Below are 20,962 nucleotides of genomic sequence, written 5' to 3'. Positions count from 1 at the left end.
GAGACTTTCAGCTCAATTGCTTGATTTTGACGATTACATCGTAATTGCCATACATGAAACTTAGCGGAGCGTACCGCATGTCTGACCGCCGCTCCTCAGCTCAAACCGATGAAAAAGTCTCCTGCCCCGTCTGTGGGAAGGTTTCCCTGCGCTGGCTCTTTGAAAAGAAGGGCCGTCAGTTCTGGGCCTGCCAGAAGTGCGGCCTCGAAAAACAGGTGCCGCTCCCCACGTTGCAGGAACTACAGGCCTACTACGACTCGCAGTTCGACAGCGGCATGTACCAGACCTTCACCTCGGCGGAACAGATGAAGACGATGACCGCGAAGCAGCGGTTGAAGGAAATCACACCGGTGATCAAGCCGCAGGGACGCTGGCTCGACGTCGGCTGTGCCAATGGCGTTTTCGTGCGTGAAGCCGCTGCCAGCGGAGCCAAGGCGGAAGGCGTGGAGCTTTCCAGCGTAGCTGTGGCCCAAGCCGTCGAGGCCGGCCTGCCCGTGCGCTGCGGTGGCTTGGAGGATGTTGAAGACACAGCGAGCTTCGACTGCATCACCGCCTTTGACGTGCTGGAGCATGTGCTAGATCCGCTGACCTTCATGCAAGACATCGCCAAACGGCTGAAACCCGGCGGTTATGCGGCGCTGACGATGCCGGACAAATCGAGCATCTTTGCCAAGCTCATGGGCTCACGCTGGTGGTTTTACATTCCCGAGGAGCATCTGCATTACTTCGACCACGCGATCATCCGCCAGTTGATGATCAAAGTCGGCCTGGAGCCTGTCGTCGTGGCCCGCACCTTCAAACCCCTGACCTACGACTACGGCCTCACGCAGTTCATCGAGTTCAATCCGCTGATCTACCGCGTGATGAAACTCGCCTCCGCCATCATCCCGAAAAAGCTGCGTCAATGGATCGTGCCGCTCTTCATCGGCGAGATGAAAGTCATCGCCCGCAAGCCGCTGGCGTGATTATTCGAGGCGAACTTTGAGGTTCTTCGACAGCACGGCTGCTATCACCAGTCCCAGCCAGGGCCAGATCACAATCGTGTAACGCGGCAACCCTGGTGCAAGGCTGCTACCGCCGAGGTAGATGAAGATCATCGCTGCCAGCAACACGATCTCCAGCGGCACCGTGCGCCGTTGCTTCAAACCGACCAGCAGCGTGATCAAGGTCAGCAGCACGATGGGACCATTGATGGCGATCAAGATCACAGTGGTGAGTTCTTCGGGCTGATAGGAACGTGGAAAACCAAACAGCAGACGGCTCCAGTTGCACAGCCAGTTTTTGAAGACGCCTTGCGGATTCGCCCGCAATTGCTCCATCGCCCGTTGCTTGAACCGCGTCTCACGCTCCTTCACCGGCAGATCATAATAGGGCAGGTAAAAATCGCGATGTTTCGCCAGCAGTTCGGCTTTGTTCTGTGCATCCTCCACGGAAAACCAGTGACCGTTTTCGCCTTCGTTCGTGCTGGTGATCCAATAGAGCAACTCTCCACTCACGGTGGACCAGCAGAGGTTTTCACCCGTCTTGGCCTTTGTGTAAGCCAGCCACGGCACGCACATGGCAAAGGACAGCGCCATGACAGCCAGCACCCGAAGCAGCCTGCCTCGCTGGCTGTTCCAAACGAGCAGCAGCACGACCAGCAATGCCGTCGTTGCCATCAGCACATTGCCAAAAAACACGCGGGTGAGGATCAGCCACCCAAAAGCAAACCCTGCCGCCAACACCGTGCTCCAACGCCAGTTCGCCGAACGCAAAGCCGCACTCATCGCCCACGCAAATCCCGCGATGCAGCACACGGCCAAAGCCTCGGTCATCACATACGGTGCGGTGCGCACGAGGCTCGGATGCAGCGCCGTCACCAGCGCAATGCCAAGCGCCCAGCGTTTACCGGCATACGGCAGCACGCCACGAAAGCTGAACCATGCCGCCAGCGCCATGAACACGGCATTGAACATGCGCAGACCGATCAGCGGTGTCTTCACCATCAGCAAACCGGCCAAAACCAGAGGATAGCCCGGCCCGTTGATCAAATCCGGCTTCTCTGGCGTGACGTAACTGCCCTGCGTCAGACTTTTCGCGAACCAAAGGTAGCGGCCCTCATCCCAGATCAAATCTGGCCGATGCGCAAGCAACGTGACGACGACATAAAACAGCAGCGTTCCTCCCAGCAGCAGGAATTCGAGGCGTCGGGTGGATGATTTCGCGTCAGACATCCGGTACCGTCCGCCGGGGCGGTGTGTTTTGTCAAAGCCGAACCTTGCAACACTTCTCCAACCATCCACTAATCCATCACTCCACCCAAATCCCCTTCCCCGATCATGATCAAACTCACCGGCATCGCAGACGAAGCAGGCGCATCGCTTGATGTGCAAATCCAGGCACACCAGGAACTCGGCTGGGACAGCATCGAGTCCCGTGGCGTCGAAATCGACGGCGTGAAGGGCAACCTGCACGAAATCCCCGACGCCGTGTTCGAGAAGGTCGTGGCACGCCTGGCCGAGAAAAACATGAAGATCAGCGGCTTCGGCTCGCTCATCGGCAACTGGGCCAAAAAAATCACCGACGACTTCAGCATCACCGAGGCCGAGATCAGCCGCGCCATCCCGCGCATGCAGCGTCTCGGTGCCAAACTCATCCGCGTCATGAGCTACGCCGTGTGCAAAACCGATGGCAAGGACGACGCGGAGCAGTTCGCTCCCGAGCGCATCAAGCGCATGAATGAAGTGAACAAGCGCTTCGCCGACGCCGGCCTCACGGTCGTTCACGAAAACTGCATGAACTGGGGCGGCATGAGCCCCACCTATGTGAAGCGCATGGCCGAGGCCGTGCCCGGCATGAAGTGGGTCTTTGACACCGGCAATCCCGTCTTCATCGACGACCGCGACAAGCCCGGCCACAAGCAGGACTCGTGGGAGATGTATCAGGCCGTGAAGCCCTTCATGGCCCACGTCCACGTCAAAGACGGCATCTGGGACAAAGCCAAGAACGACGCCGTCTATACCTTCCCTGGTGAAGGCGAAGGCCAGACCGAGCGCATCATGCAGGATCTCGTCGAAACCGGCTACAGCGGCTACATCAGTATCGAGCCGCACGTTGCCGTCGTCTTCCACGGTGCCGGTGCCGCTGACGATCTCTCTCCCGAACAGAAAGCGAAGGAGCAATACGACAGCTACATCAAGTACGGTCGTATGCTCGAAGCGATGCTCAAGCGCCTCGGCGCGAAGTTGGGTTGAGGGAGCGCGAGTATTTTACTCGCCTGACTTTCCTGCCGCGCCCGAAGTCCAAGAAGCGAACGTCTATCACGATCAGCTTGGTTAATGGTGATTGTTCGCGCTGGGTCTGACAAGTGGCGAGTAGGCTCCGCCATACTCGCGCTCCGCCTACACCTCAAACACACCCGTCCCACCCGCCAAAAACATCTCCCAATCACGCACCTTGTGATGGTTCTTGATGAGATGCGTCACAGGAACCTCACGCGGCACCGCCGGACGACGCAGCAGCTTCAAACCGGCCTCCTCGGGCAGCTTGTTGCCCTTGCGGCTGTTGATCTTGCGATCCGCCAGCACGCAGTTTTCCCAGTTGCTCGCGCCACCGCGCGACACCGGCACGATGTGATCGATGTTGCCCTCGTTCGGCTTGAGCTTGCGGCCCGTGTACTGACACACGCCGCCATCACGCTCCCAAATCGCCTTTGCGCAGAATTTCGGGCGGCGTTTCGGCACCTTGTCAAAACGTGCCAGTACCAGCACCGACGGCACGCGCACCGGGCCATGAACGGTGCCGATGCGGTTGTCGCCCTCACGCACGTCGAGCGTCAGCCAGTCTTCCCAGGTTACAGGTCGCATGTCACCGGTGCCCAGAATGTCCAGCGCCGTGGCGTTGCCTGCCGCCATCATGCTAAAAGCCTCCATGGGCGTTTTCGAGTCGATGGCCTGCCAGTGCCGATTCAGCACGAGTACGGTCGTTTTCGTCAACAATTCATTCATGCACAGCTCCTACGGTTGGAATTTCGGCACGAAGGACTTCACACGCGTGGTGCTCGTTCCTTGATGTTGGACAACTATGCTGGCGAGTCCTGGCGCTTTGCCAAGTGGCAAGATTGTTTCGCCCGGCAGGCAAAATATACTGCGCGTCATCACATTTTGTGAAACGGAGGATTGGCCGCAGATTCAGGAAAACCGCAGATTACCAGACAAAAAACAATCTGTGGCTTCCCTGAATCTGCGGCAAAATCACCAATCTTGATCACTCCAAGTATAACGCCGCCGGGTTTCTCCGACGGCGTTCATCATCCCAGAAACATCTCCCAGTCCCGCACCTGATGCGTGTTGCGAATAAACTGCGACACAGGCAGCTCACGCGGCACCGCAGGACGGCGCAGCAGCTTCAAACCGGCCTCTTCGGGCAGTTTATTGCCCTTGCGGCTGTTGATGCGGCGGTCGGCGAGGACGCAGTTGGCCCACGACGTGGGGCCGCCACGCGAAAGCGGCACGACGTGGTCGATGTTGCCTTCGTGTGGGCGCAGCTTGCGGCCGGTGTACTGGCACACACCGCCATCGCGCTCCCAAATGCCACGAGCACCGAACTTGGGCCGCTTTTTCGGCACCTTGTCGAATCGCGCGAGCACGAGCACGGACGGCACGCGCACTGCGCCTTTCACGGTGCCGATCACGTTGTCGCCTTCACGCACGGGCAGCGTGAGCCATTCGTTCCATGTCACCGGACGAATGTGGCCGCCGGTTTCGATGTCGAGCGCTGTGGCCGCACCGGATGCGACCATGCTGAAGGCTTCCATGGGCGTTTTCACGTCAATGGCCTGCCAGTGCCGGTTCAGCACGAGAACGGTGCTTTTGGTGAGATGTGAGTTCATGGTCTGTTGGTGTTCGATTTGTCGGAGCGCGAGTATGGCGAAGCCTACTCGCCAGTTGAGGTGGTGATTCGTGAGCGCTGGCCGAAAAAAGAGGCGAGTGGTCTCCGACACACTCGCGCTCCATGTTGCGGTGTTCGTTCTTCAGTCCTCCGCCGGTCCCTCGGGACACATCTTCACGATGCGCGGCTGGAACTGGCCGAGGACTTCCACGAGGTCGGTCTGCGCGGCCATGACGCTGTGGATGTCTTTATAGACGCCGGGCACCTCGTCGATACCGGCGCTGAGGAGTTCGACTCCGGCGGCGGCGAGCTGCTTTTTCACGCCGCCCCAGGTGAAGCTTTGCTTGGCCACGGAGCGACTCATGACGCGACCGGCACCGTGGGAGGCGCTGGAAAGTGAGGACGCTTTGCCTTTGCCCCGCACGACGTAGCCGGGCGTGGCCATGGAGCCAGGGATGATGCCGAGCACGCCTTCACCAGCAGGCGTCGCGCCTTTGCGATGCACGATGACCTCGTGTTCGGTGCCTTCGATGAGATGCGTTTCCTTCCAGGCAAAATTGTGATGGTTCTCGATGTCGAGCATGACATGCGCGCCGACCTTCTTCGCGATGTGCTTGTGGATGAGCGCATGATTCGCAGCGGCGTAGCGGCCCATGAGGTTCATGGCGGCCCAGTATTCCTGGCCTGCCTCTTCCTCAAAGGTCAGCCACGCGAGGTGCTTCATCTCCTTCGGCAAATCGTAGCGACGATCCATGGCAATGCGGCTGTAGTGCTGACAAACCTGCGCTCCGGTGCTGCGAGAGCCGCTATGGCTCAGCAGCGCGAGGTACTCGCCCGGTGGCACGTCAAAGCCGGATTCCTTCAGCGCGGCGGACTGCTGCGCATTCACGTCCATGGCTCCGAACTCGACAAAGTGGTTCCCAGAGCCGCTGGTGCCGAGCTGCGCCCAGGCTTTGTCCTTGAAGCGTCGCGTGATCGGCGAAACGGCCCAGTCCTCGTCCATCACGTCATGATGACGCTTGTCCTTGAAGGCTCCCCCCATGCCGAAGTTCGTCTCGCTTTCCAGGATGTTCGCCAAACGGTCCTTCTGACCCGCGATGGTGCCCGCCTTGCGATCATACACGCTCAGTCGCATGCGACACGCGATGTCCACACCGACCGCATACGGGATCACGCAGCCTTCCGTGGCCAATACGCCACCAATCGGCAGCCCGTAGCCCACATGCGCATCCGGCATCAGCGCTCCCGCGACCGCCACCGGCAGCGCACAAGCGTTCGCCATCTGCTGCACCGCAGCCGCATCGAGGCCGGAGCCCCACTGCGCCCAAGGGGCCAGCGCATCGCGTTGTTTGTAAGCCGGAGCATAAAGATCCCGTGCAAACACCTCACGCAGCGGATCGCCGAGAAACGATTCCGGCTTTGCGATGACAGCGCCCAGCTCTTCTTCTAGCCGCGCCGATTCCCCACCCTGCGCCATGAACTTCGCGATGAAGTCCATGCCAGACTGGATCGCCGCGCCCTGCGGCACGCCGAGTTGGATGAGATCGTTGGGTTTCATGGAGGTGAGGATGGAGGGTTGGAGAGATGGGGAAAGGGAAGATGGGAAATGGGCACGAGGGTCCCGGTGGCGGTGTTCGTTCTTGGGAAAGCGTTGGGGGCAGCCGTTGATTTTCTGGTCTGTTGAGCTGAAATGCCACCATGAACATTTTCACCCTCGCTTTCGGCCTGCTCATGATTGGAGGAGGCATTTACTGTTTGGCGCGGCTACTGGTGTCCTTGGTGACTGGACAATGGAAGCGAACACTTAAAGTCTGGTTGATCTTCTTTGGTTCGCTCGGCCTCGTTTGTCTCATGCTGTGGCTTGGCGACCCGTATGAGCGAACGGAAGTTGCTCCACAAGAGTTGGTAGGCACTTATAAGATCTCAGAAGCGGCGAAGCGACGGCTGTCGAGCACGGGATATAGTGATTTCATGGGCACGCTCATTTTAAAGGCCAATGGAGTTTGTGGAGCCAGTCGATTGCCTGCCTGCTGTGTTCACGGAGATGACGAGAGCCAAGGTCGCTTCAGAGGAGGCTATGTTTCGTTCAATGGCACTTGGGAAGTCGAACACATCCCAGATGTGTTCAAGGTGCGTTTGGAGCTGAGAAACGTGACCGTAGATGGAGGATCACACGAAGGAATGACTGATTCAATCACACTCACGGTTTTGCGGGGGAAGCCAAGGTGTCTTGCGTTCAAGATCTTCAACGGTGATTTCGATGACCTCGTTTACGAGATACAGGGCAAGGATTAGCTCATAGACGCGCGCGACACACCTTTCAGCATGCCGCACGCGCGAGTAGGTGAACGCGTTGGTTTGAATCAATCGAGGAAGGCCAGGTTGCGTCGTGAGGGAGCGAGATGCTCCTCATTCATGAGCACACGGCACCAGTCGTGTAGCACGATGGTTTCGTGGTCAGGATGACGCACCGCGCCACGGGCATACACGCCGGGATTCCGGCGCATGGTCTGCCAGATCAGCTTCTTCGCGGCGGGATTGCGCTGGATCAGTTTGTTGTACTGAGCCTGCGTGATGCCGCGAGGATGCTGACGGTTGACGTACACGACCTCTCCGCCTGTGCGGTAGAGCTGCTCGACGAGGTGCGGCTTGCTGCCGCCTCCACGTGAGATGGGCTCGTGACGCAGAATGAGCTTCGGATCGACGGCCAATGGTTTGTCCATGGGCACGAAGAACCACTCACCCTGACGGCGGAAGGCCGTGTTGTGGCGGGTGTTGGCCTGGCGGGCATTCAGGCTCTTGCGAGCCTGCGCCTGACGCACGGGAGCGGGTTTGAGCGCCTCCTTGGCCTGCACCACGGTGGATGCGGGGCCAGGAATGGCTGCGACAAACCACTCACGCTCGTCATGACCGCACAGGAAGCGATCCTTGCGCTTGCCGTCCTCGTTTTTGACGAGGAGGAGCAGGTGGCGGTCGTCCTTCTGCTTGTTCAGCAGGGAGAACTCCGCCTCCGCGAGGCTCGTGTCATCGCCACGAAGGGCGAAGAACTGCCCATGACGATCATGGCCGATGTCGAGGGAATAACCGGTGCTCATGACAGCACCGTCCCAACGACGAGCGGGTGGCCGAACCTCCACGTGGAGGCGTGCTCCGATGGATGTGAACGCGCGTTCGAGATGTTCGAGTTTCATAGAAGAATGATCGAATCATCATCCGTGCTTTCTGCCCGCGAGCGGGCACGCTGGACGGATGTGACAGCGATCTTCCAAACATGGATGACGCCAGCGGGAAGATGCGCTGGCTAGGTGGGCTGGTATTTCATGGGTTGATGTGGGTTAGAGGTTGAAAAGGGTAACAGCGCCACGGCGATGACTGAATGTCACCGCGATGGCGCTGCCTCCAGCGGCGGAGAGTAAAGATGCAGTCCAGAGGACTGCACCACACTGCAACCGCCCGCGTCTGGTGCCTCAATGGACACGGTCAGGCGCGGGTGCTGCCGCTGGAATGAAAGATGGAAGGCGAAGGTGTTCCCTTGGCCGTTTGGTTTTGCCGCAGAGGGGCCAAGGGGCAGAGAAGCAGAGTTTGAACCTTTGCCTCTCTGCTCCTCCGCCCCTCTGCGGCGAATGTGAGGTCCGCTGCGATTGATCCGCGGTGAAAAGTCGCCCGTGAAGGATGTGCGCCTCCGATTTCTGGATGTAAGCCAGACGTGATGCTGTTTCACCAACAGGCGGGAAGTAGATTCGATTGGCAGTCGAAGCTGCGAGGAAAAGTGGGCCTGCAGGGACATGCACCCTGCTAAACCGGTTAAAAGCCGGTTACTTCGCTGTCTAAGTTTCAGGCCCGGAAATGGTGCTCATGGCAGGAGTCGCACCTGCACTTGCGACGCTCTCGACGTCGTGCCTCTGCTGTTGGGCTACATGAGCATTGATATTGGCAACCCTGGCGGGATTTGAACCCGCAATAACCCGATAGAAAGTCGGGTGCCTTGGCCAGTTAGACGACAGGGTCATTGAAATGGAGCGCGAGTATGGCGAAGCCTACTCGCCACTTGGATGTCCCACGGCTTCGCGAGCCTGGGAAAGTGGCGAGTGGTCTGAGGACACACTCGCGCTCCGCTTATTCGCCGCCTTTGAGCAGGAAGCGATTGCTGATGGCTTTGAACGAAAGCCGGCCGCCGAGCACCTGGCTGATGCGTTCCGCCTGCGGACGGATGACGATGCCTTCGCGCTCGTTTTGGGTGCCTCCGTAGAAGCCCTCAGCGAGAGCCAAAAGCAACGTTTGGTCGTGCTCAAAAGCTTCGCCGCACTCAAGCACCTCCACCATCGGAACACCGATGGATGCGAGGAAGGCGGCGGCTTCATCGTGCGAGAGGAAGCGGCATGCTTTCTGATCATAGACGTTAAAGGCAGCGAGCTGGATGTCTTTGAGACCAAGACGGTTCTTTTGGATGCTAGGGCCGATCAGTTCCGCCTGCACCACCATTTCAGGATGCTGTGTGAGAGCAGCTTCAAGCTGATATTTCTCCGCCGCATGCCAGTAAGCATTGGTTCCACGCTTGATGCTCCAGTTCCGGCCACAGACGGTGAATGCGCCGGTGTGGCGATGGATACCGTAGGTGACGGAGGTGCCATCACACTTCACGGTGATGACGTAGGGGCGACCCGCCAGCTCGGCAAGGACTTCAGGCACGCTTTGCACGCGCATCTCGTCCGTCTTTGGCACACCGGGGAGAAAGGGGCCGTCCACCTCGTCATTGAGCGGAATTTGTGGCTCCCATTTGGTTACGTGAAGTGTTTCGGTGACGTCGGTGCCAGTGGGCAACCTGGGAGGAAGTTCGGGGAAATGTGAGAGCGGTAACAGAAGGCCCTGCGAAAGCATTCCGCGCAGGCGGATGGTTCGCAGTCGGAAATTCGCGGGCTGCGCACGCACCGCGCCATCTTTGGGACGCCAAAGGAACTGGTAGCGGGATTCATCCGGAGGCACGGCATCAATCTCAAAGAACACACCGGCATCTCCGGCGACGAACTCGCCCTTTTTCACCACGCACTGCCAGCCCTGGATGCGCGCCAGTTCAATGGCATCGGCATTGGCAATGGGTTCGATGGCGAGAACCGTCTGGATGGAGGCGAGTTTGCGTTTCATGACTTGATGTTGGTTATGAGTATTGGCACAAAAATGGCGGAACGCCGAGGACATGCTCCTCATGCCGCACGATGGCGGCACGATCTCGTTAGCACCGAGTCCCGGCACGCTGGTCCGGTTGACGTTCCTTGTTTGGAATGGCACTCCCGGAAGGAATCTCACCCTCAACCTCCGCGTTCGAAGCGCGGTGCTCTAATGATTGAGCTACGGGAGCATTGAAGTGGTGCCCATGGCAGGATTCGCACCCGCACTCGACCGCATCTGAAACGGTTGTCTCTGCTGTTGGACTACATGGGCATGAACTGGCAGCCTCGGGTGGATTCGCACCACCAACCCTCCGCTTCAAAGGCGGATGCTCTGACTGTTGAGCTACAAGGCTGTTGTGATTGGTCGGTCCGGCTGGAGTTGCACCAGCATCTTCCGGGTTATGAGCCCGACGCTCTGACTGTTAAGCTACAGACCAATTTGAAAGTGGTCGGATACCCCGGTGCTGCCCCGGGCGCGTCTTGGTCCCAAACCAAGCGAGTTCTCTGGCTCTCTCGTATCCGATGAAAAGTGGACGTGCGCCACAGGCTCGCACTGGGTAACGCGGTTTTGCGGACCGCTGGCTCGGCTCTTTGCCTTGCGCACGATGAAAAAATGGTTCCCACAGCCGGATTCGCACCGGCACCGCCTCGTTCACAACGAGGAATGCTGCTGTTACAATATGCAGGGTGTTTGAAATGGAGCCTTCGGTGGGATTCGCGCCCACATGATCCGATTTACGAGATCGGTGCCTTTCTAAGTCGGCCACGAAGACATGGAAATGGTGCGGTCAGCCGGATTCGCACCGGCGTTTCAGCCTTGGCATAGCCGTGTCCTGCTGCTGGACGATGACCGCATGAAATGGTGCTCCCGCGAGGAGTTGCGGCTCCTGCCGCTGTGCCTCTACTGCTCCGCGCCTCGTGATCGTGCGCTATCGCGCAAAGCGCTGCACCTCGATCCTCCGCCTTCGCACGGCGGTATGCACGACTCTTACACTTCGGGAGCTTTGGAAATTGGTGCGCCATGTCGGAGCTGCCCCGACGTATCGAGTTTGGAAGACTCGCATGTTGCTGTTACATCAATGACGCATGGAAAAATGGTCGCTGGAGTTGGTAGCGCGCCAACCTCTGCGGATTTTCAACCCGCCGCTCATCTGTCTGAGCCATCCAGCGTGATCGGAGCGCGAGTATGGCGAAGCCTACTCGCCACTTCTTGGGCGATTCGTTACCGCAGTAGCCAAAGTGGCGAGAGGTCTGCCGACACACTCGCGCTCCTTTAAATAAGTGGTCCCTCCGCGTGGTGACGCTCCACGGTCTGCCGGTTATCGACCGGCTGCTCTGCTGTTGAGCTACGGAGGGATGAAAGTGTGGTTCAGCCGTCTTGGCTGAGTCTAAAGAGGCAGTCCAGAGGACTGTACCACGCTCTAAAAAATTGGCGGAGCACCAGAGAATCGCACTCTGGACGCCTTGGCGGGGCGCAGCGGTTTTCAGGACCGTTTCCTCGTCTATGCCGGACGTGCTCCGTTGAATTGGTGCCCGCACCAGGATTTGCACCTGGAACCACGGCCGTTAGAAGCGGCGTATGCAATGCTGTTACACCTTGCGGGCTGAAACTGGCTCCTCGGGATGGATTCGCACCATCGCGTCCGCTTTAACAGAGCGGCATCCTACTGTTAGATCACCGAGGATTTTGAAAGGGGGTGGACTCGGACGGTAACGCTCCGTCTCTCGCTGGGTGCAAACCAACTGTGCGCCTTGTACACTACGAGCCCGTTGAAATTGGCGGTCCGTGCGGGCTATGCTCCCGCAACCTTCCGCTCGGCAGGCGAGTGCTCTTGCTGGCTGAGCTAACGGACCATGAAATGGACGCAGGGGCCGGAGTTGCACCGGCAAAGCATGCTTATGAGACGTGCTGGAGCGCTGGCTCTCCCTGCATTTGAAAAATGGTGCGGCGTCACGGTAATGCTCCGTGCGGGGCCTAGGACCTTTGGGGTTACAGTCCAAACCGCCTCTTTAGCGGGCTACCGCCGCGTTCTTGATTGGAAACTGGCACGGCGGGTGGGTATCGCGCCCACATCTTCAGGGTCTGGAATCCTGCGCATTGCTTGTCTGCCACCGCCGCATTGAAAAACGTTCTACCATCCAAGGACACAGAGGCGGCGCGCATCACCACTCTCTCCCACAGAGTCAAACCAGGGTCGCGCCACGCTCTGTGCCCTTGGATGGCAGATCGATTTGGATCGATCTGCCATCGTTTATAAAGAACGAACACCGCTACCACGCACGGGATGGAGTGAAGGTCACTCGATCGCTGGCGTCGTACCCGCAGGTTTTTCACGGCGGATGTTTCGGTGTTTATGGCACACCTCCCAGGGAAGCCGTTTCGTGATGTAAAAATGTGGGCGCAATTCGCCCAACTCCTCGCCTTGGCATAGGAGTATTCTGTATTCATGGGCTGCCATTCTTGACATCTGGGTGGAGGGGTGCAAACCTGTGTTCAGGTTCTGCCGCGGTCATTCAATCGACTCCACCAGGAGTCAGCCAGGCCGGCCTTGCCCCGGTGTCCGTTAGCGCGGATGCCGGGGTTTTTATGTGATGTGAGGATCAACCGGGACGGTTGAGCATGGATATATCTGGTTCGTGGATACGAGGGTTGAGTTTGAAATGCTGGAAAACGAAAAGCCCTGCTGCCTTGGAGTCGGCGAGCAGGGCTTTCCTTGGAAAACTGGCCTTTCAGGGCCTATGTGGACGTGGGACCGTCCTGCTCGCTGTATCGGGTAATGGGGAGACTCCAATCCTTTCTTGGATGTGCCGGGACCATACGATAGCCAAAACCGCCACACAGAATCTCCCCCTGACGCTCCAAGAGCGCTTTGGATGAGTTAGCTTGTGTCCGGTTGGTTTTCATGACGAGTTGTGAAGGTGACAGATAGTGGTCGATGATCCCTAGATCGTCAACAGCAAGTTTAAACTTTTTCTTAGCCAACCTGTTTTTAGCGGCTCATTTTCTCCTATAACCATTCATGGCTACGGAAACGCCTGCTCCAGCGCTGCTAGATTGGCCTTCATAACGGTCATGAAGTCGCCGCTGTCCGGCACGTTGCCGCAGGGTTCGAAGACCACACTTTGGAGGCCGAGGGCGGCGAGTTTTTCGACGTTGTCCTTGGTAGGCTCGCCCTCCCAGATCATCCAACGGGCACGATGAGTGGCGAGGATCGAGTTGAGATCGCTCATGTACTTGTCGTCGAGCACGGTGTCGGGCTCCCAGAGCACGGATTTCAAATTCATGCCGTAACGACGGGCGAGGTAGTGATAGACCGGATGCGAGGCGACGAGCGGTTGGTTCACCAGACGGCGGCTGAGTGCGCTCATGCGATCGTCGAGGGCATCGAGTTCGTCTTTGAGCGCGTCCGCGTTTTTCTCCATCGTTTCTTTGGCGGCGGGCACAAGGTTGATCAATGCCTCACTCACCGCCCGCGCCTGGAGTGATGCCTGTTTGAAGTCAATCCAGGTGGTGAAGGCGGTGCCGTTGTGGCTGTGCTCGCCGCCCGGGCCGTGGCTGTGAGTGGTGGCATCGGTGATCTGGATGAAGTTATTGGCAAAAGCGCTGGAGGTATCGACCACTTTCGATTCGGGCAACGTGACCTTGTCCGCCCACTTCGAGTAGGTGGCTCCGTTCATGAGGATGAGGTCGGCGCCTTGAAGCGCGGTGACGGCGGCCTCGACTGGCTGCCAGAACGCGGGATCTTCATTCTTCGGCGCCAGGAAGCGCACCTCGACAGCATCACCGGCAATGCGTTGTGCGAAGTATTGCAGCGGGTAATTGGCGACGAGCACCTGCGGTTTGCCAGACTTGGCAGGAGCAGCCGCAACTTTTTCAGCAGGAGCATCAGCAGCCGGTTCAGTCGAACTGGGTTTACAGGCGCTGAGCAAAAGCGTGAGGCAGGAGAAGAAGATACGGAGTTTCATGAGGATGGAGGATAGCAGCCTGAAAAGCGGGTGATGTAAATGGCAAAAATGCGGTGAATGCTCAGGCATGGAGCCTGAACTCGCCACGTTCAAGCAATTCACGCAGCACCCGACGATACGGCGCTGGCATGGGCGTGGACTCAAGTTCGCCAAAGGGGATGATGCGATGGGTGTCCGGCCACACGCTTTCCTCTGCCTGCGGTTCATGCACCCACAGCGTGACCTTGTAGCGTGTGATGCCATAATGTGAGCGCAGCAGGACAGGCGGCGGTTCATCCACCTGCATGGGATGCAATGCGGGCAGTTTCCAGAGGCCGGTGCGGCGCTTGCCCGTTTCGAGTTCCAGTAGAACGCCCTCACTGGTGCGCAGAAAGACGACATGCTCGGTGACGGCGGTGATTGCGGGCCGCGCATGCTTCACCGGCAGTGCTTCCGGCTCAGTAGCGCGACAGTGGGCGCGCACCGGACACAGATCACACGTCGGCTTCGTCGGGGTGCAGCGCGTCTGCCCGAGCTCCATAAGGGCCGCGTTCAGCGATCGTGGATCTTCGGTAGTCTGCACGAGCGCCTTCGCACGCGCCCACAACAACTTCGTTCCTGCGGTGGAATCGACTGGCGTGGCATCATTGTAAATGCGCGCGAGCACACGTGTGATGTTGCCATCGACGATTGGCTCAGCGAGACCGAAGGCAAAACTGGCCACCGCACCCGCCGTGTAAGGTCCGATGCCGGGCAGGGCGAGAATCGCAACGGGGTCTTGAGGAAACACACCGCCATGTTTGGCGATCACTTCGCGGGCGAGTCGCTGGAGATTCCGCGCTCGTCGGTAGTAGCCCAAGCCCTCCCAGACTTTGAGCACATCATCTTCACGCGCAGCAGCAAGCGTCGGAAAATCTGGGAACCGCTCCAGCCAGCGCGTATAATAACCACGATCCAGCACGGTCGCGATCTGCGTCTGCTGCAGCATGACCTCGGCAATAAGAATCGCATACGGATCACGCGTGCGCCGCCAAGGATAATCACGCGCATGCTGCCCAAACCAGTTCACCAGCTCGGCGGCTATCGCTTGGGGATCAGGTTGGGCGGCTTTGGAAGGCATCGTTCACCAACTTTGAACAGGTGCCCGCATTTTTCATGAGCCTTTCGACAACTTTATCGTTTATGTCATTCTGATGCCCACCCTGACCAGCTACACGCACGCGCTTACCGCCCCGCAGGCGGAGAAGCTGCAAACATTGCTGGAGGAGCGTGGATTTGAGTTCATGACGAAGCCGTACTGCCTCTACGCCGCAGCCAAGGCAAAGGTGAACGTGCTTGTCTATGAAAAGGGGCCAAAGGTGCTCGTGCAGGGCAAGGAGACCGAGGATTTCGTCACCAACCTCCTCGAACCTGAGGTGCTGGGCGAAGCCAAACTCGGCTACGAGGAGGTGCATCACCCGGAAATGTTCCAGCCACACATCGGCGTCGATGAGAGCGGCAAAGGCGACTTCTTCGGACCGCTGGTGATTGCCGGTGTGTATGTCGATCCTGTTGTGGCGCGACGCTTGCGCGACATCGGTGCCGTGGACAGCAAACGCATCGGCAGCGACGAGCGCATCGCCAAGATCGCCTTCGACATTCGCAACGTTCGCGGCCTCGTGTGGGAGGTGATTTCCATTCAACCCGAGCGCTACAACGAGCTGTATGAGAAATTCGGCAACCTGAACCGCCTGCTGGCCTGGGGACATGCGAAGGTCATCGAAAACCTGCTGGAGCGTGTGCCGGACTGCCCTCGCGCCATTTCCGACCAGTTCGCCAATCCCGCCGTGCTCCAGCGTGCGATGCAGCGGCGCGGGCAAAACATCGAACTCGTGCAGCGCACCAAGGCGGAAAGCGATCCCGCAGTAGCGGCGGCGTCCATCCTTGCAAGAGAGACCTTTGTCGGCTGGCTGAAGTCGCAAAGCCAACGTTTAGGCATCGAACTCCCCAAAGGAGTTTCGCCAATCGTGAAACAAAACGCGGCGGCATTGGTAGGTAAGCACGGCGGGGAGATTCTACAGCTTCTGAGCAAGCTGCACTTCCGAACTGCTGGCGAGGTTTTGGGCAGAATAGCATTATTAGCAATAATCTTATACATCATAGGAACCGAAAAAAATTTGATGTGGAATTTAGTTGCACCCATGTAATCGTTTTGATACTCAAGGAGTCATGGCCACTATCACGAAAAAGGAGTTGGTAAGTGAACTCAGCGACGCGATCGGTGTGAAACACGCCGACACGTTGGTGTTTGTGGAGTCGTTTATGGCGTTGGTTTCAAAGCATTTAGCAGAGGGTGACGAAGTCACTCTGCGCACTTTCGGCACCTTTGACCTGCGGGTGGCCCGTGGCAAAATTGGCCGTAATCCCAAGCAGCCAAATTCTGAGTTCATGATTCCTGACCGCTGCGTGGTCCGGTTCAAGCCTAGCAAGGAATTAAAATCTCAGGTGGCGGCGCTAGCACTGGATAAGCCCAATGGCAACCATGTGCTCAATGGCAGTCAAACGGTGAACGGCAAACACGATTAGTTTGGCTGCTAAGAATGCGCAGGCACGGCGTATTAGCTGCCCTCCATGCGCTATTTTTATATCTTCTCCCTGCTCCTAGCCACCAGTCTCCAGGCCGCTCCCCAGTGGATCTGGTTGTCCAAAGACGGCAATAAAGACAGCAAAGTCACCTTTCGTTACCGCTTTGACGTTCCGCAGAATGCGCAACTCGCCACTCTTGAGCTGACGTGCGACAATGGCGCAACAGCCAGCCTCAACGGCAAAAAAGTCCTCACCAACCCCGATTGGCAGGAAGCCAGCAAGGTAGATGTCAGCAAGGACATCAAGCGCGGCGAGAGCAACGAGATCATCGTCAACGCCACGAACAAAGGCGGCACCGCTGCGCTTATCGCGCGTCTTACGCTCAAACTGCCAGAGGGCAGGCCGAACATCGTCATCGAAACCAGCGGCAAATGGGAAGCCACCACCACCGGCACCGAAGCCTGGCAACCCGCTCTCGTCATCGAAAACTACGGCAAAGGCCCGTGGGGTCTCGCGCTCGATGGCAAAGCCGGTGGTGGCAAAAACAATGCTCCTGGCGAAACCGTCGCTGCCAGCGAAGTCACGGTGCCGAAAGGCTTCAAAGTGGAAAAGCTCTACAATGTGCCTAAAGACCAAGAAGGCTCCTGGGTCGCCCTCACCGTCGATCCCAAAGGCCGCCTCATCGCCTGCGACCAGTACGGCAGCATCTACCGCATGAGCGTTCCCGCCATCGGCAAGACCGAGAACCTCAAGCCCGAAAAACTCACCATCGAAATGGGCAAGGCGCACGGCCTGCTCGCCGCCTTCGACAGCCTCTACGTCATGGTCAATGAAGACGGCGGTAAAAACGGCCTCTACCGCCTCCAGGACACCAATGGCGACGATCAATACGACAAGATCACCAAGCTCCACACCATGGCAGGTGGTGGCGAGCACGGCCTTCACAGCATGGTCGTCAGCCCCGATGGCAAACGCATCTACTTCAACTGCGGCAATCACACCAAGCTGCCCGAAGGCCTCGAAGACAGCCGCCCGGCAAAAATTTGGGGCGAAGACCACGTCCTCCCGCGCCTGTGGGACGCGAATGGCCACGCGCGCGGCATCCTCGCCCCCGGCGGCTACGTTTGCAGCATGAATCCCGATGGCAGCGGCCTTGAACTCTTCTGCTACGGCTTCCGCAATGAATTCGACATCTGCTTCAACGACCAGGGCGAACTCTTCACCTACGACGCCGACATGGAGTGGGACATCGGCAGCCCGTGGTACCGCCCCACACGCGTGAATCACTGCGTCAGCGGTGCCGACTACGGCTGGCGCAGCGGCAGCGGCAAATGGCCGCAGTATTACGCCGACTCACTGCCCACCACGCTCGACATCGGCCCTGGCAGCCCCACCGGCACCGTCGCCGGCACTGGAGCCAAATTCCCCGCAAAATACCAGCACGCCATCTACATCAACGACTGGACCTACGGCACCATGTGGGCCATCCACCTCGAATCGAAAGGCGCAAGCTACACCGCCACGAAGGAAGAATTCGTCTTCGGCAAACCGCTGCCGCTCACCGATCTCGTCATCCACCCGCAGGACGGTGCCATGTACTTCGCCGTCGGCGGTCGCAAAACACAGTCCGGCGTCTATCGCGTCACCTATGTCGGCGATGAATCCACCGCGCCCGCCAAAGCGCTGCCGCTTGATGAGGAATTCAAGATGCGCGCCGCGCTCGAAAGCTACCATACTGGCAAGATCGAAGCTGAAAAAGCTCTCAACACCGCCTGGGGCTACCTCAGCCACAGCGACCGCCATGTGCGCTACGCCGCCCGCGTCGCCATCGAAAAGCTCCCCGTATCGCTTTGGCAAGAGAAAGCGCTGAATGAAAAACATCCTGTCGCACTCATCGAAGGCATCATCGCCCTCGCCCGCGTCACCGGAGCCAAATCCAACCATGAGGGCGGCAAACCCGCCGCCAAGCCCACCGGCACCTCGTCCGAGCCGATAGGCAGCATTGCGCCTGAAAATGCCGCGTTGCAGCAGCAGATGCTGCTTGCCCTCGACGCCGCCAAAGTGCCACCGCATCATCAACTCGCCGCCCTGCGTGCCATGCAGCTCATTTTGATCCGTCTCGGCAAGCCCGATGCCGCCACCTGCGCGGAACTCGCCAAAAAACTCGACGCGCAATATCCCGCCGCTGATGCCGCAACCAATCGCGAGCTCTGCCAGATCCTCGTCGCCATCGATTCACCCAAAGTCGTCTCCAAAACGCTCGCGTTGATGGCCACCGCCAAAGACGATTTCCAGGAAGTCGCCACCGATGCCGTCCTCAGCCGCAACGATGGCTATGCCAGCGCCGCCCGCGCCGCCGCCGGCAGCCGCCCGAATGCGCAGCAGATCGACTACATGTTCGCCCTGCGCAACGCCACCGCCGGCTGGACCTCCGAGCATCGCCAAACCTTTTTCTCCTGGTTCCCCCGCGCCCGCACCTGGAAAGGCGGCAATAGCTTCAAAGGCTTCATCGAAAACATCCGCAAAGACGCCCTCGCCACGTTCGTGCCGCAGCCCGAACTCGCCACCCTTGATGCGCTCAGCAACAAAGTCGAAGCCATGACCGCCATGCCCAACTACGTCGCCCCCAAAGGCCCCGGCAAAGCGTGGACCATCGACGAAGTGCTCGCCCTCGCCGCCGGTGGCCTCAAAGGCCGCGACTTCGCCAACGGTGAGGCCATGAATCGCAGCATCATGTGCGCCACCTGCCACCGCTTCAACGGCGACGGCGGCAGCATCGGCCCCGACCTCACCGGCGTCGGCAACCGCTACACCCTGCGCGACCTGTTGGAGAACATCATCGACCCCAGCAAGGTCATCTCCGACCAATACGACAGCCACGAGATCACCAAGAAAGACGGCAGCATCCTCATCGGCCGCATCGTCGTCGAGGAGAACGAAAAAGTCTTCCTCATGACCAACCCCTTCGCCCCCAACGACCACATGGCCATCAACGAGTCCGACATCGCCAAAAAAGGCACCCGCAAAGTCAGCATGATGCCCCCCGGCCTCATCAACTCCCTCAACCAAGACGAACTCCTCGATTTGATCGCCTACCTCGTCAGCGGCGGCAACGCGAAGGACAAGGCATTTCAAAAGTAGCCCAGTTGCTGTGCAACTGGTTCATGGAGGGCCGACGATCCGTCGGCCTTCTTTGCATTTAGAACAAGCTGTCGAAACACCCAGCTCAGACTATTCGTTGCCTCATCATCAATCCCATGCCTCGCATTCATCCCCTCCTTCTCTTTCTTCCTATCTCCACGGTTCTCACCGCTGCGGAACCCGCAAAGAACACTGAACCCAAAAAAGAAAAGCCCTTCACGCCCGGCGGCATCTACCGGCAGGGCGACATGCAGCGGCCGCGGCCCACGGTCATCACGCCGCCCTCTGAAAACACACCGCCCAGCGATGCCATCGTGCTGTTCGATGGCAAAGACCTGTCCAAGTTCAGCCGCAAGCCGCGCAGGGACGACAAGGATCAGAGCGACGTGCCGAATTGGAAGATTGAGAGCGGTTACGCCGAAATCACGCCCAAAGGCGGCGACATCGACACGCGGGACAAGTTTGGTTCCTGCCAGATTCACCTCGAATGGGCCACGCCATCTGAGGTGAAGGGCAGCAGCCAGGGCCGTGGCAACAGCGGCGTGCTCATTCACGGCTGGGGCGAGGTGCAGGTGCTCGATTCCTTCGAGAACGACACCTATCCCGATGGTCAGGCCGGGGCGATCTACAGCAAGTATCCGCCACTGGTGAATGCCAGTCGCAAACCGGGCGAGTGGCAGAGCTATGACATCATCTGCGAGTGCGCGAAGCTCGATGATAAAGGCACCGTGCTACAACCAGCCCGCATGACCGTGATTCACAACGGCGTCATCGTGCAGCATGCTGCTGAGCTTGAGGCGAAGGTGCAGGAGTTCGGCTTTGCGCTCCAAGATCATCACAACCCGACCCGCTACCGCAACATCTGGGTGCGACCGCTGCACCGCTACGATGAGAATGCCAAGTGAACACTTCAACGGCGGCCCCACGGGATTCATCATGGACCACTAAGGCGCAGCACGCATTGATGCGTGTGGTGGGAAGTGATCAATATACCGGGCCTTTGACCGCCCAGCGCTTGAGGACGAAGCCGGGGCCTTGTTCGCGCCATTTGGCGACGTGAGGAGTCGTGTAGTGCAGATCAAAGGCGGCTTGATCGACGTAGCTTTCACTGAGGGCGAAGAGATTCGACTGGGTGTTGTCGCGGCTCACTTCGAAGCGCAGGCAGCCGGGTTCAAGACGCGAGGCGGCGGCGTTGGCGAGGATGACGGCGAGGAATTCGTCGATCTTGAGCGGATCGATTTCGAGGATGACGATGACGTTGACCATGGCGCTAG

Annotated in this window: 16 protein-coding genes and 13 tRNA genes; 7 read left to right on the top strand and 22 right to left on the bottom strand. The window is 58.8% G+C overall.

Features of this window, described 5'->3' with window-relative positions; genetic code table 11:
* The first annotated feature begins 77 nt into the window (after positions 1–77).
* A complete protein-coding gene (locus ACKVY0_RS14690; protein WP_409215572.1) occupies positions 78–965 on the top strand; it encodes a class I SAM-dependent methyltransferase in 888 nt (295 codons plus the stop codon).
* Here the strand turns inward: ACKVY0_RS14690 and ACKVY0_RS14685 are convergent, their stop codons facing one another.
* Positions 966–2,213, bottom strand: a complete 1,248-nt coding sequence (locus ACKVY0_RS14685) for an ArnT family glycosyltransferase (RefSeq protein WP_409215571.1) — start codon at positions 2,211–2,213, stop codon at positions 966–968. It lies immediately after the preceding gene.
* A gap of 105 nt (positions 2,214–2,318) precedes the next feature.
* On the opposite strand from ACKVY0_RS14685, the gene ACKVY0_RS14680 reads away from it, so the two are divergent.
* Positions 2,319–3,233: a sugar phosphate isomerase/epimerase family protein gene (locus ACKVY0_RS14680; protein WP_409215570.1), complete on the top strand. Its 915-nt coding sequence runs from the start codon at positions 2,319–2,321 to the stop codon at positions 3,231–3,233.
* A gap of 147 nt (positions 3,234–3,380) precedes the next feature.
* On the opposite strand, the gene ACKVY0_RS14675 is transcribed toward ACKVY0_RS14680, so the two are convergent.
* The 3 genes from ACKVY0_RS14675 to ACKVY0_RS14665 all read right to left on the bottom strand — a co-directional run bounded on the left by ACKVY0_RS14675 (position 3,381) and on the right by ACKVY0_RS14665 (position 6,427).
* On the bottom strand, positions 3,381–3,986 hold the full coding sequence (locus tag ACKVY0_RS14675) for an HNH endonuclease (RefSeq protein ID WP_409215569.1): 606 nt from the start codon (positions 3,984–3,986) through the stop codon (positions 3,381–3,383).
* A gap of 302 nt (positions 3,987–4,288) precedes the next feature.
* Positions 4,289–4,870, bottom strand: coding sequence for an HNH endonuclease (locus ACKVY0_RS14670; protein WP_409215568.1), 582 nt, complete (start codon positions 4,868–4,870; stop codon positions 4,289–4,291).
* Positions 4,871–5,011: 141 nt separating this feature from the next.
* Positions 5,012–6,427, bottom strand: a complete 1,416-nt coding sequence (locus tag ACKVY0_RS14665; RefSeq protein ID WP_409215567.1) for an RtcB family protein — start codon at positions 6,425–6,427, stop codon at positions 5,012–5,014.
* A gap of 140 nt (positions 6,428–6,567) precedes the next feature.
* Between ACKVY0_RS14665 and ACKVY0_RS14660 the strand changes: the two genes are divergently transcribed.
* Complete coding sequence (locus ACKVY0_RS14660) at positions 6,568–7,164, top strand: hypothetical protein (RefSeq protein WP_409215566.1); 597 nt, start codon at positions 6,568–6,570, stop codon at positions 7,162–7,164.
* A gap of 68 nt (positions 7,165–7,232) precedes the next feature.
* On the opposite strand, the gene ACKVY0_RS14655 is transcribed toward ACKVY0_RS14660, so the two are convergent.
* From ACKVY0_RS14655 to ACKVY0_RS14575, 17 genes are all read right to left on the bottom strand, one after another.
* On the bottom strand, positions 7,233–8,060 hold the full coding sequence (locus tag ACKVY0_RS14655; protein ID WP_409215565.1) for a hypothetical protein: 828 nt from the start codon (positions 8,058–8,060) through the stop codon (positions 7,233–7,235).
* Between the two features lie 656 nt (positions 8,061–8,716).
* Positions 8,717–8,792, bottom strand: a tRNA-Leu gene (locus ACKVY0_RS14650).
* Between the two features lie 8 nt (positions 8,793–8,800).
* Positions 8,801–8,877 (bottom strand) — tRNA-Glu (locus tag ACKVY0_RS14645).
* Positions 8,878–8,985: 108 nt separating this feature from the next.
* Positions 8,986–10,011 (bottom strand): RNA ligase (ATP), encoded by a 1,026-nt coding sequence (locus ACKVY0_RS14640; RefSeq protein WP_409215564.1) that lies wholly within the window; start codon positions 10,009–10,011, stop codon positions 8,986–8,988.
* A 138-nt stretch (positions 10,012–10,149) separates the two neighbouring features.
* Positions 10,150–10,225: transfer RNA gene (locus tag ACKVY0_RS14635), tRNA-Arg, on the bottom strand.
* Between the two features lie 7 nt (positions 10,226–10,232).
* Positions 10,233–10,308: transfer RNA gene (locus tag ACKVY0_RS14630), tRNA-Leu, on the bottom strand.
* Between the two features lie 6 nt (positions 10,309–10,314).
* Positions 10,315–10,390, bottom strand: a tRNA-Gln gene (locus tag ACKVY0_RS14625).
* Between the two features lie 8 nt (positions 10,391–10,398).
* Positions 10,399–10,474, bottom strand: a tRNA-Ile gene (locus tag ACKVY0_RS14620).
* A gap of 177 nt (positions 10,475–10,651) precedes the next feature.
* Positions 10,652–10,725 (bottom strand) — tRNA-His (locus ACKVY0_RS14615).
* A 9-nt stretch (positions 10,726–10,734) separates the two neighbouring features.
* Positions 10,735–10,810: transfer RNA gene (locus tag ACKVY0_RS14610), tRNA-Thr, on the bottom strand.
* 7 nt (positions 10,811–10,817) lie between these two features.
* Positions 10,818–10,891: transfer RNA gene (locus tag ACKVY0_RS14605), tRNA-Gly, on the bottom strand.
* Positions 10,892–11,564: 673 nt separating this feature from the next.
* Positions 11,565–11,642: transfer RNA gene (locus ACKVY0_RS14600), tRNA-Arg, on the bottom strand.
* 6 nt (positions 11,643–11,648) lie between these two features.
* A tRNA-Asn gene (locus ACKVY0_RS14595) sits at positions 11,649–11,722 on the bottom strand.
* A gap of 92 nt (positions 11,723–11,814) precedes the next feature.
* A tRNA-Gly gene (locus tag ACKVY0_RS14590) sits at positions 11,815–11,891 on the bottom strand.
* 190 nt (positions 11,892–12,081) lie between these two features.
* Positions 12,082–12,156, bottom strand: a tRNA-Trp gene (locus ACKVY0_RS14585).
* A 905-nt stretch (positions 12,157–13,061) separates the two neighbouring features.
* Entirely contained in the window at positions 13,062–14,003 is a 942-nt protein-coding gene (locus ACKVY0_RS14580; protein WP_409215563.1) for a metal ABC transporter substrate-binding protein, read from the bottom strand.
* Between the two features lie 61 nt (positions 14,004–14,064).
* Positions 14,065–15,102 (bottom strand): A/G-specific adenine glycosylase, encoded by a 1,038-nt coding sequence (locus tag ACKVY0_RS14575; protein WP_409215562.1) that lies wholly within the window; start codon positions 15,100–15,102, stop codon positions 14,065–14,067.
* A 73-nt stretch (positions 15,103–15,175) separates the two neighbouring features.
* Between ACKVY0_RS14575 and rnhC the strand changes: the two genes are divergently transcribed.
* The 4 genes from rnhC (at position 15,176) to ACKVY0_RS14555 (ending at position 20,593) form a co-directional block, all read left to right on the top strand.
* On the top strand, positions 15,176–16,168 hold the full coding sequence (rnhC, locus tag ACKVY0_RS14570) for a ribonuclease HIII (protein ID WP_409215561.1): 993 nt from the start codon (positions 15,176–15,178) through the stop codon (positions 16,166–16,168).
* 22 nt (positions 16,169–16,190) lie between these two features.
* Positions 16,191–16,547 (top strand): HU family DNA-binding protein, encoded by a 357-nt coding sequence (locus tag ACKVY0_RS14565; RefSeq protein WP_409215560.1) that lies wholly within the window; start codon positions 16,191–16,193, stop codon positions 16,545–16,547.
* A 45-nt stretch (positions 16,548–16,592) separates the two neighbouring features.
* Positions 16,593–19,688, top strand: coding sequence for a c-type cytochrome (locus ACKVY0_RS14560; protein WP_409215559.1), 3,096 nt, complete (start codon positions 16,593–16,595; stop codon positions 19,686–19,688).
* Positions 19,689–19,804: 116 nt separating this feature from the next.
* Entirely contained in the window at positions 19,805–20,593 is a 789-nt protein-coding gene (locus tag ACKVY0_RS14555) for a DUF1080 domain-containing protein (protein WP_409215558.1), read from the top strand.
* A 79-nt stretch (positions 20,594–20,672) separates the two neighbouring features.
* Here ACKVY0_RS14555 and ACKVY0_RS14550 read toward each other — a convergent pair whose 3' ends face one another.
* Complete coding sequence (locus ACKVY0_RS14550) at positions 20,673–20,954, bottom strand: putative quinol monooxygenase (RefSeq protein WP_409215557.1); 282 nt, start codon at positions 20,952–20,954, stop codon at positions 20,673–20,675.
* Positions 20,955–20,962: the final 8 nt, after the last annotated feature.

Origin of the sequence: Prosthecobacter sp. (assembly GCF_046154365.1) — a bacterium.
Lineage (GTDB): Bacteria > Verrucomicrobiota > Verrucomicrobiia > Verrucomicrobiales > Verrucomicrobiaceae > Prosthecobacter.
This window is presented reverse-complemented; position numbering and strand designations above follow the sequence as displayed.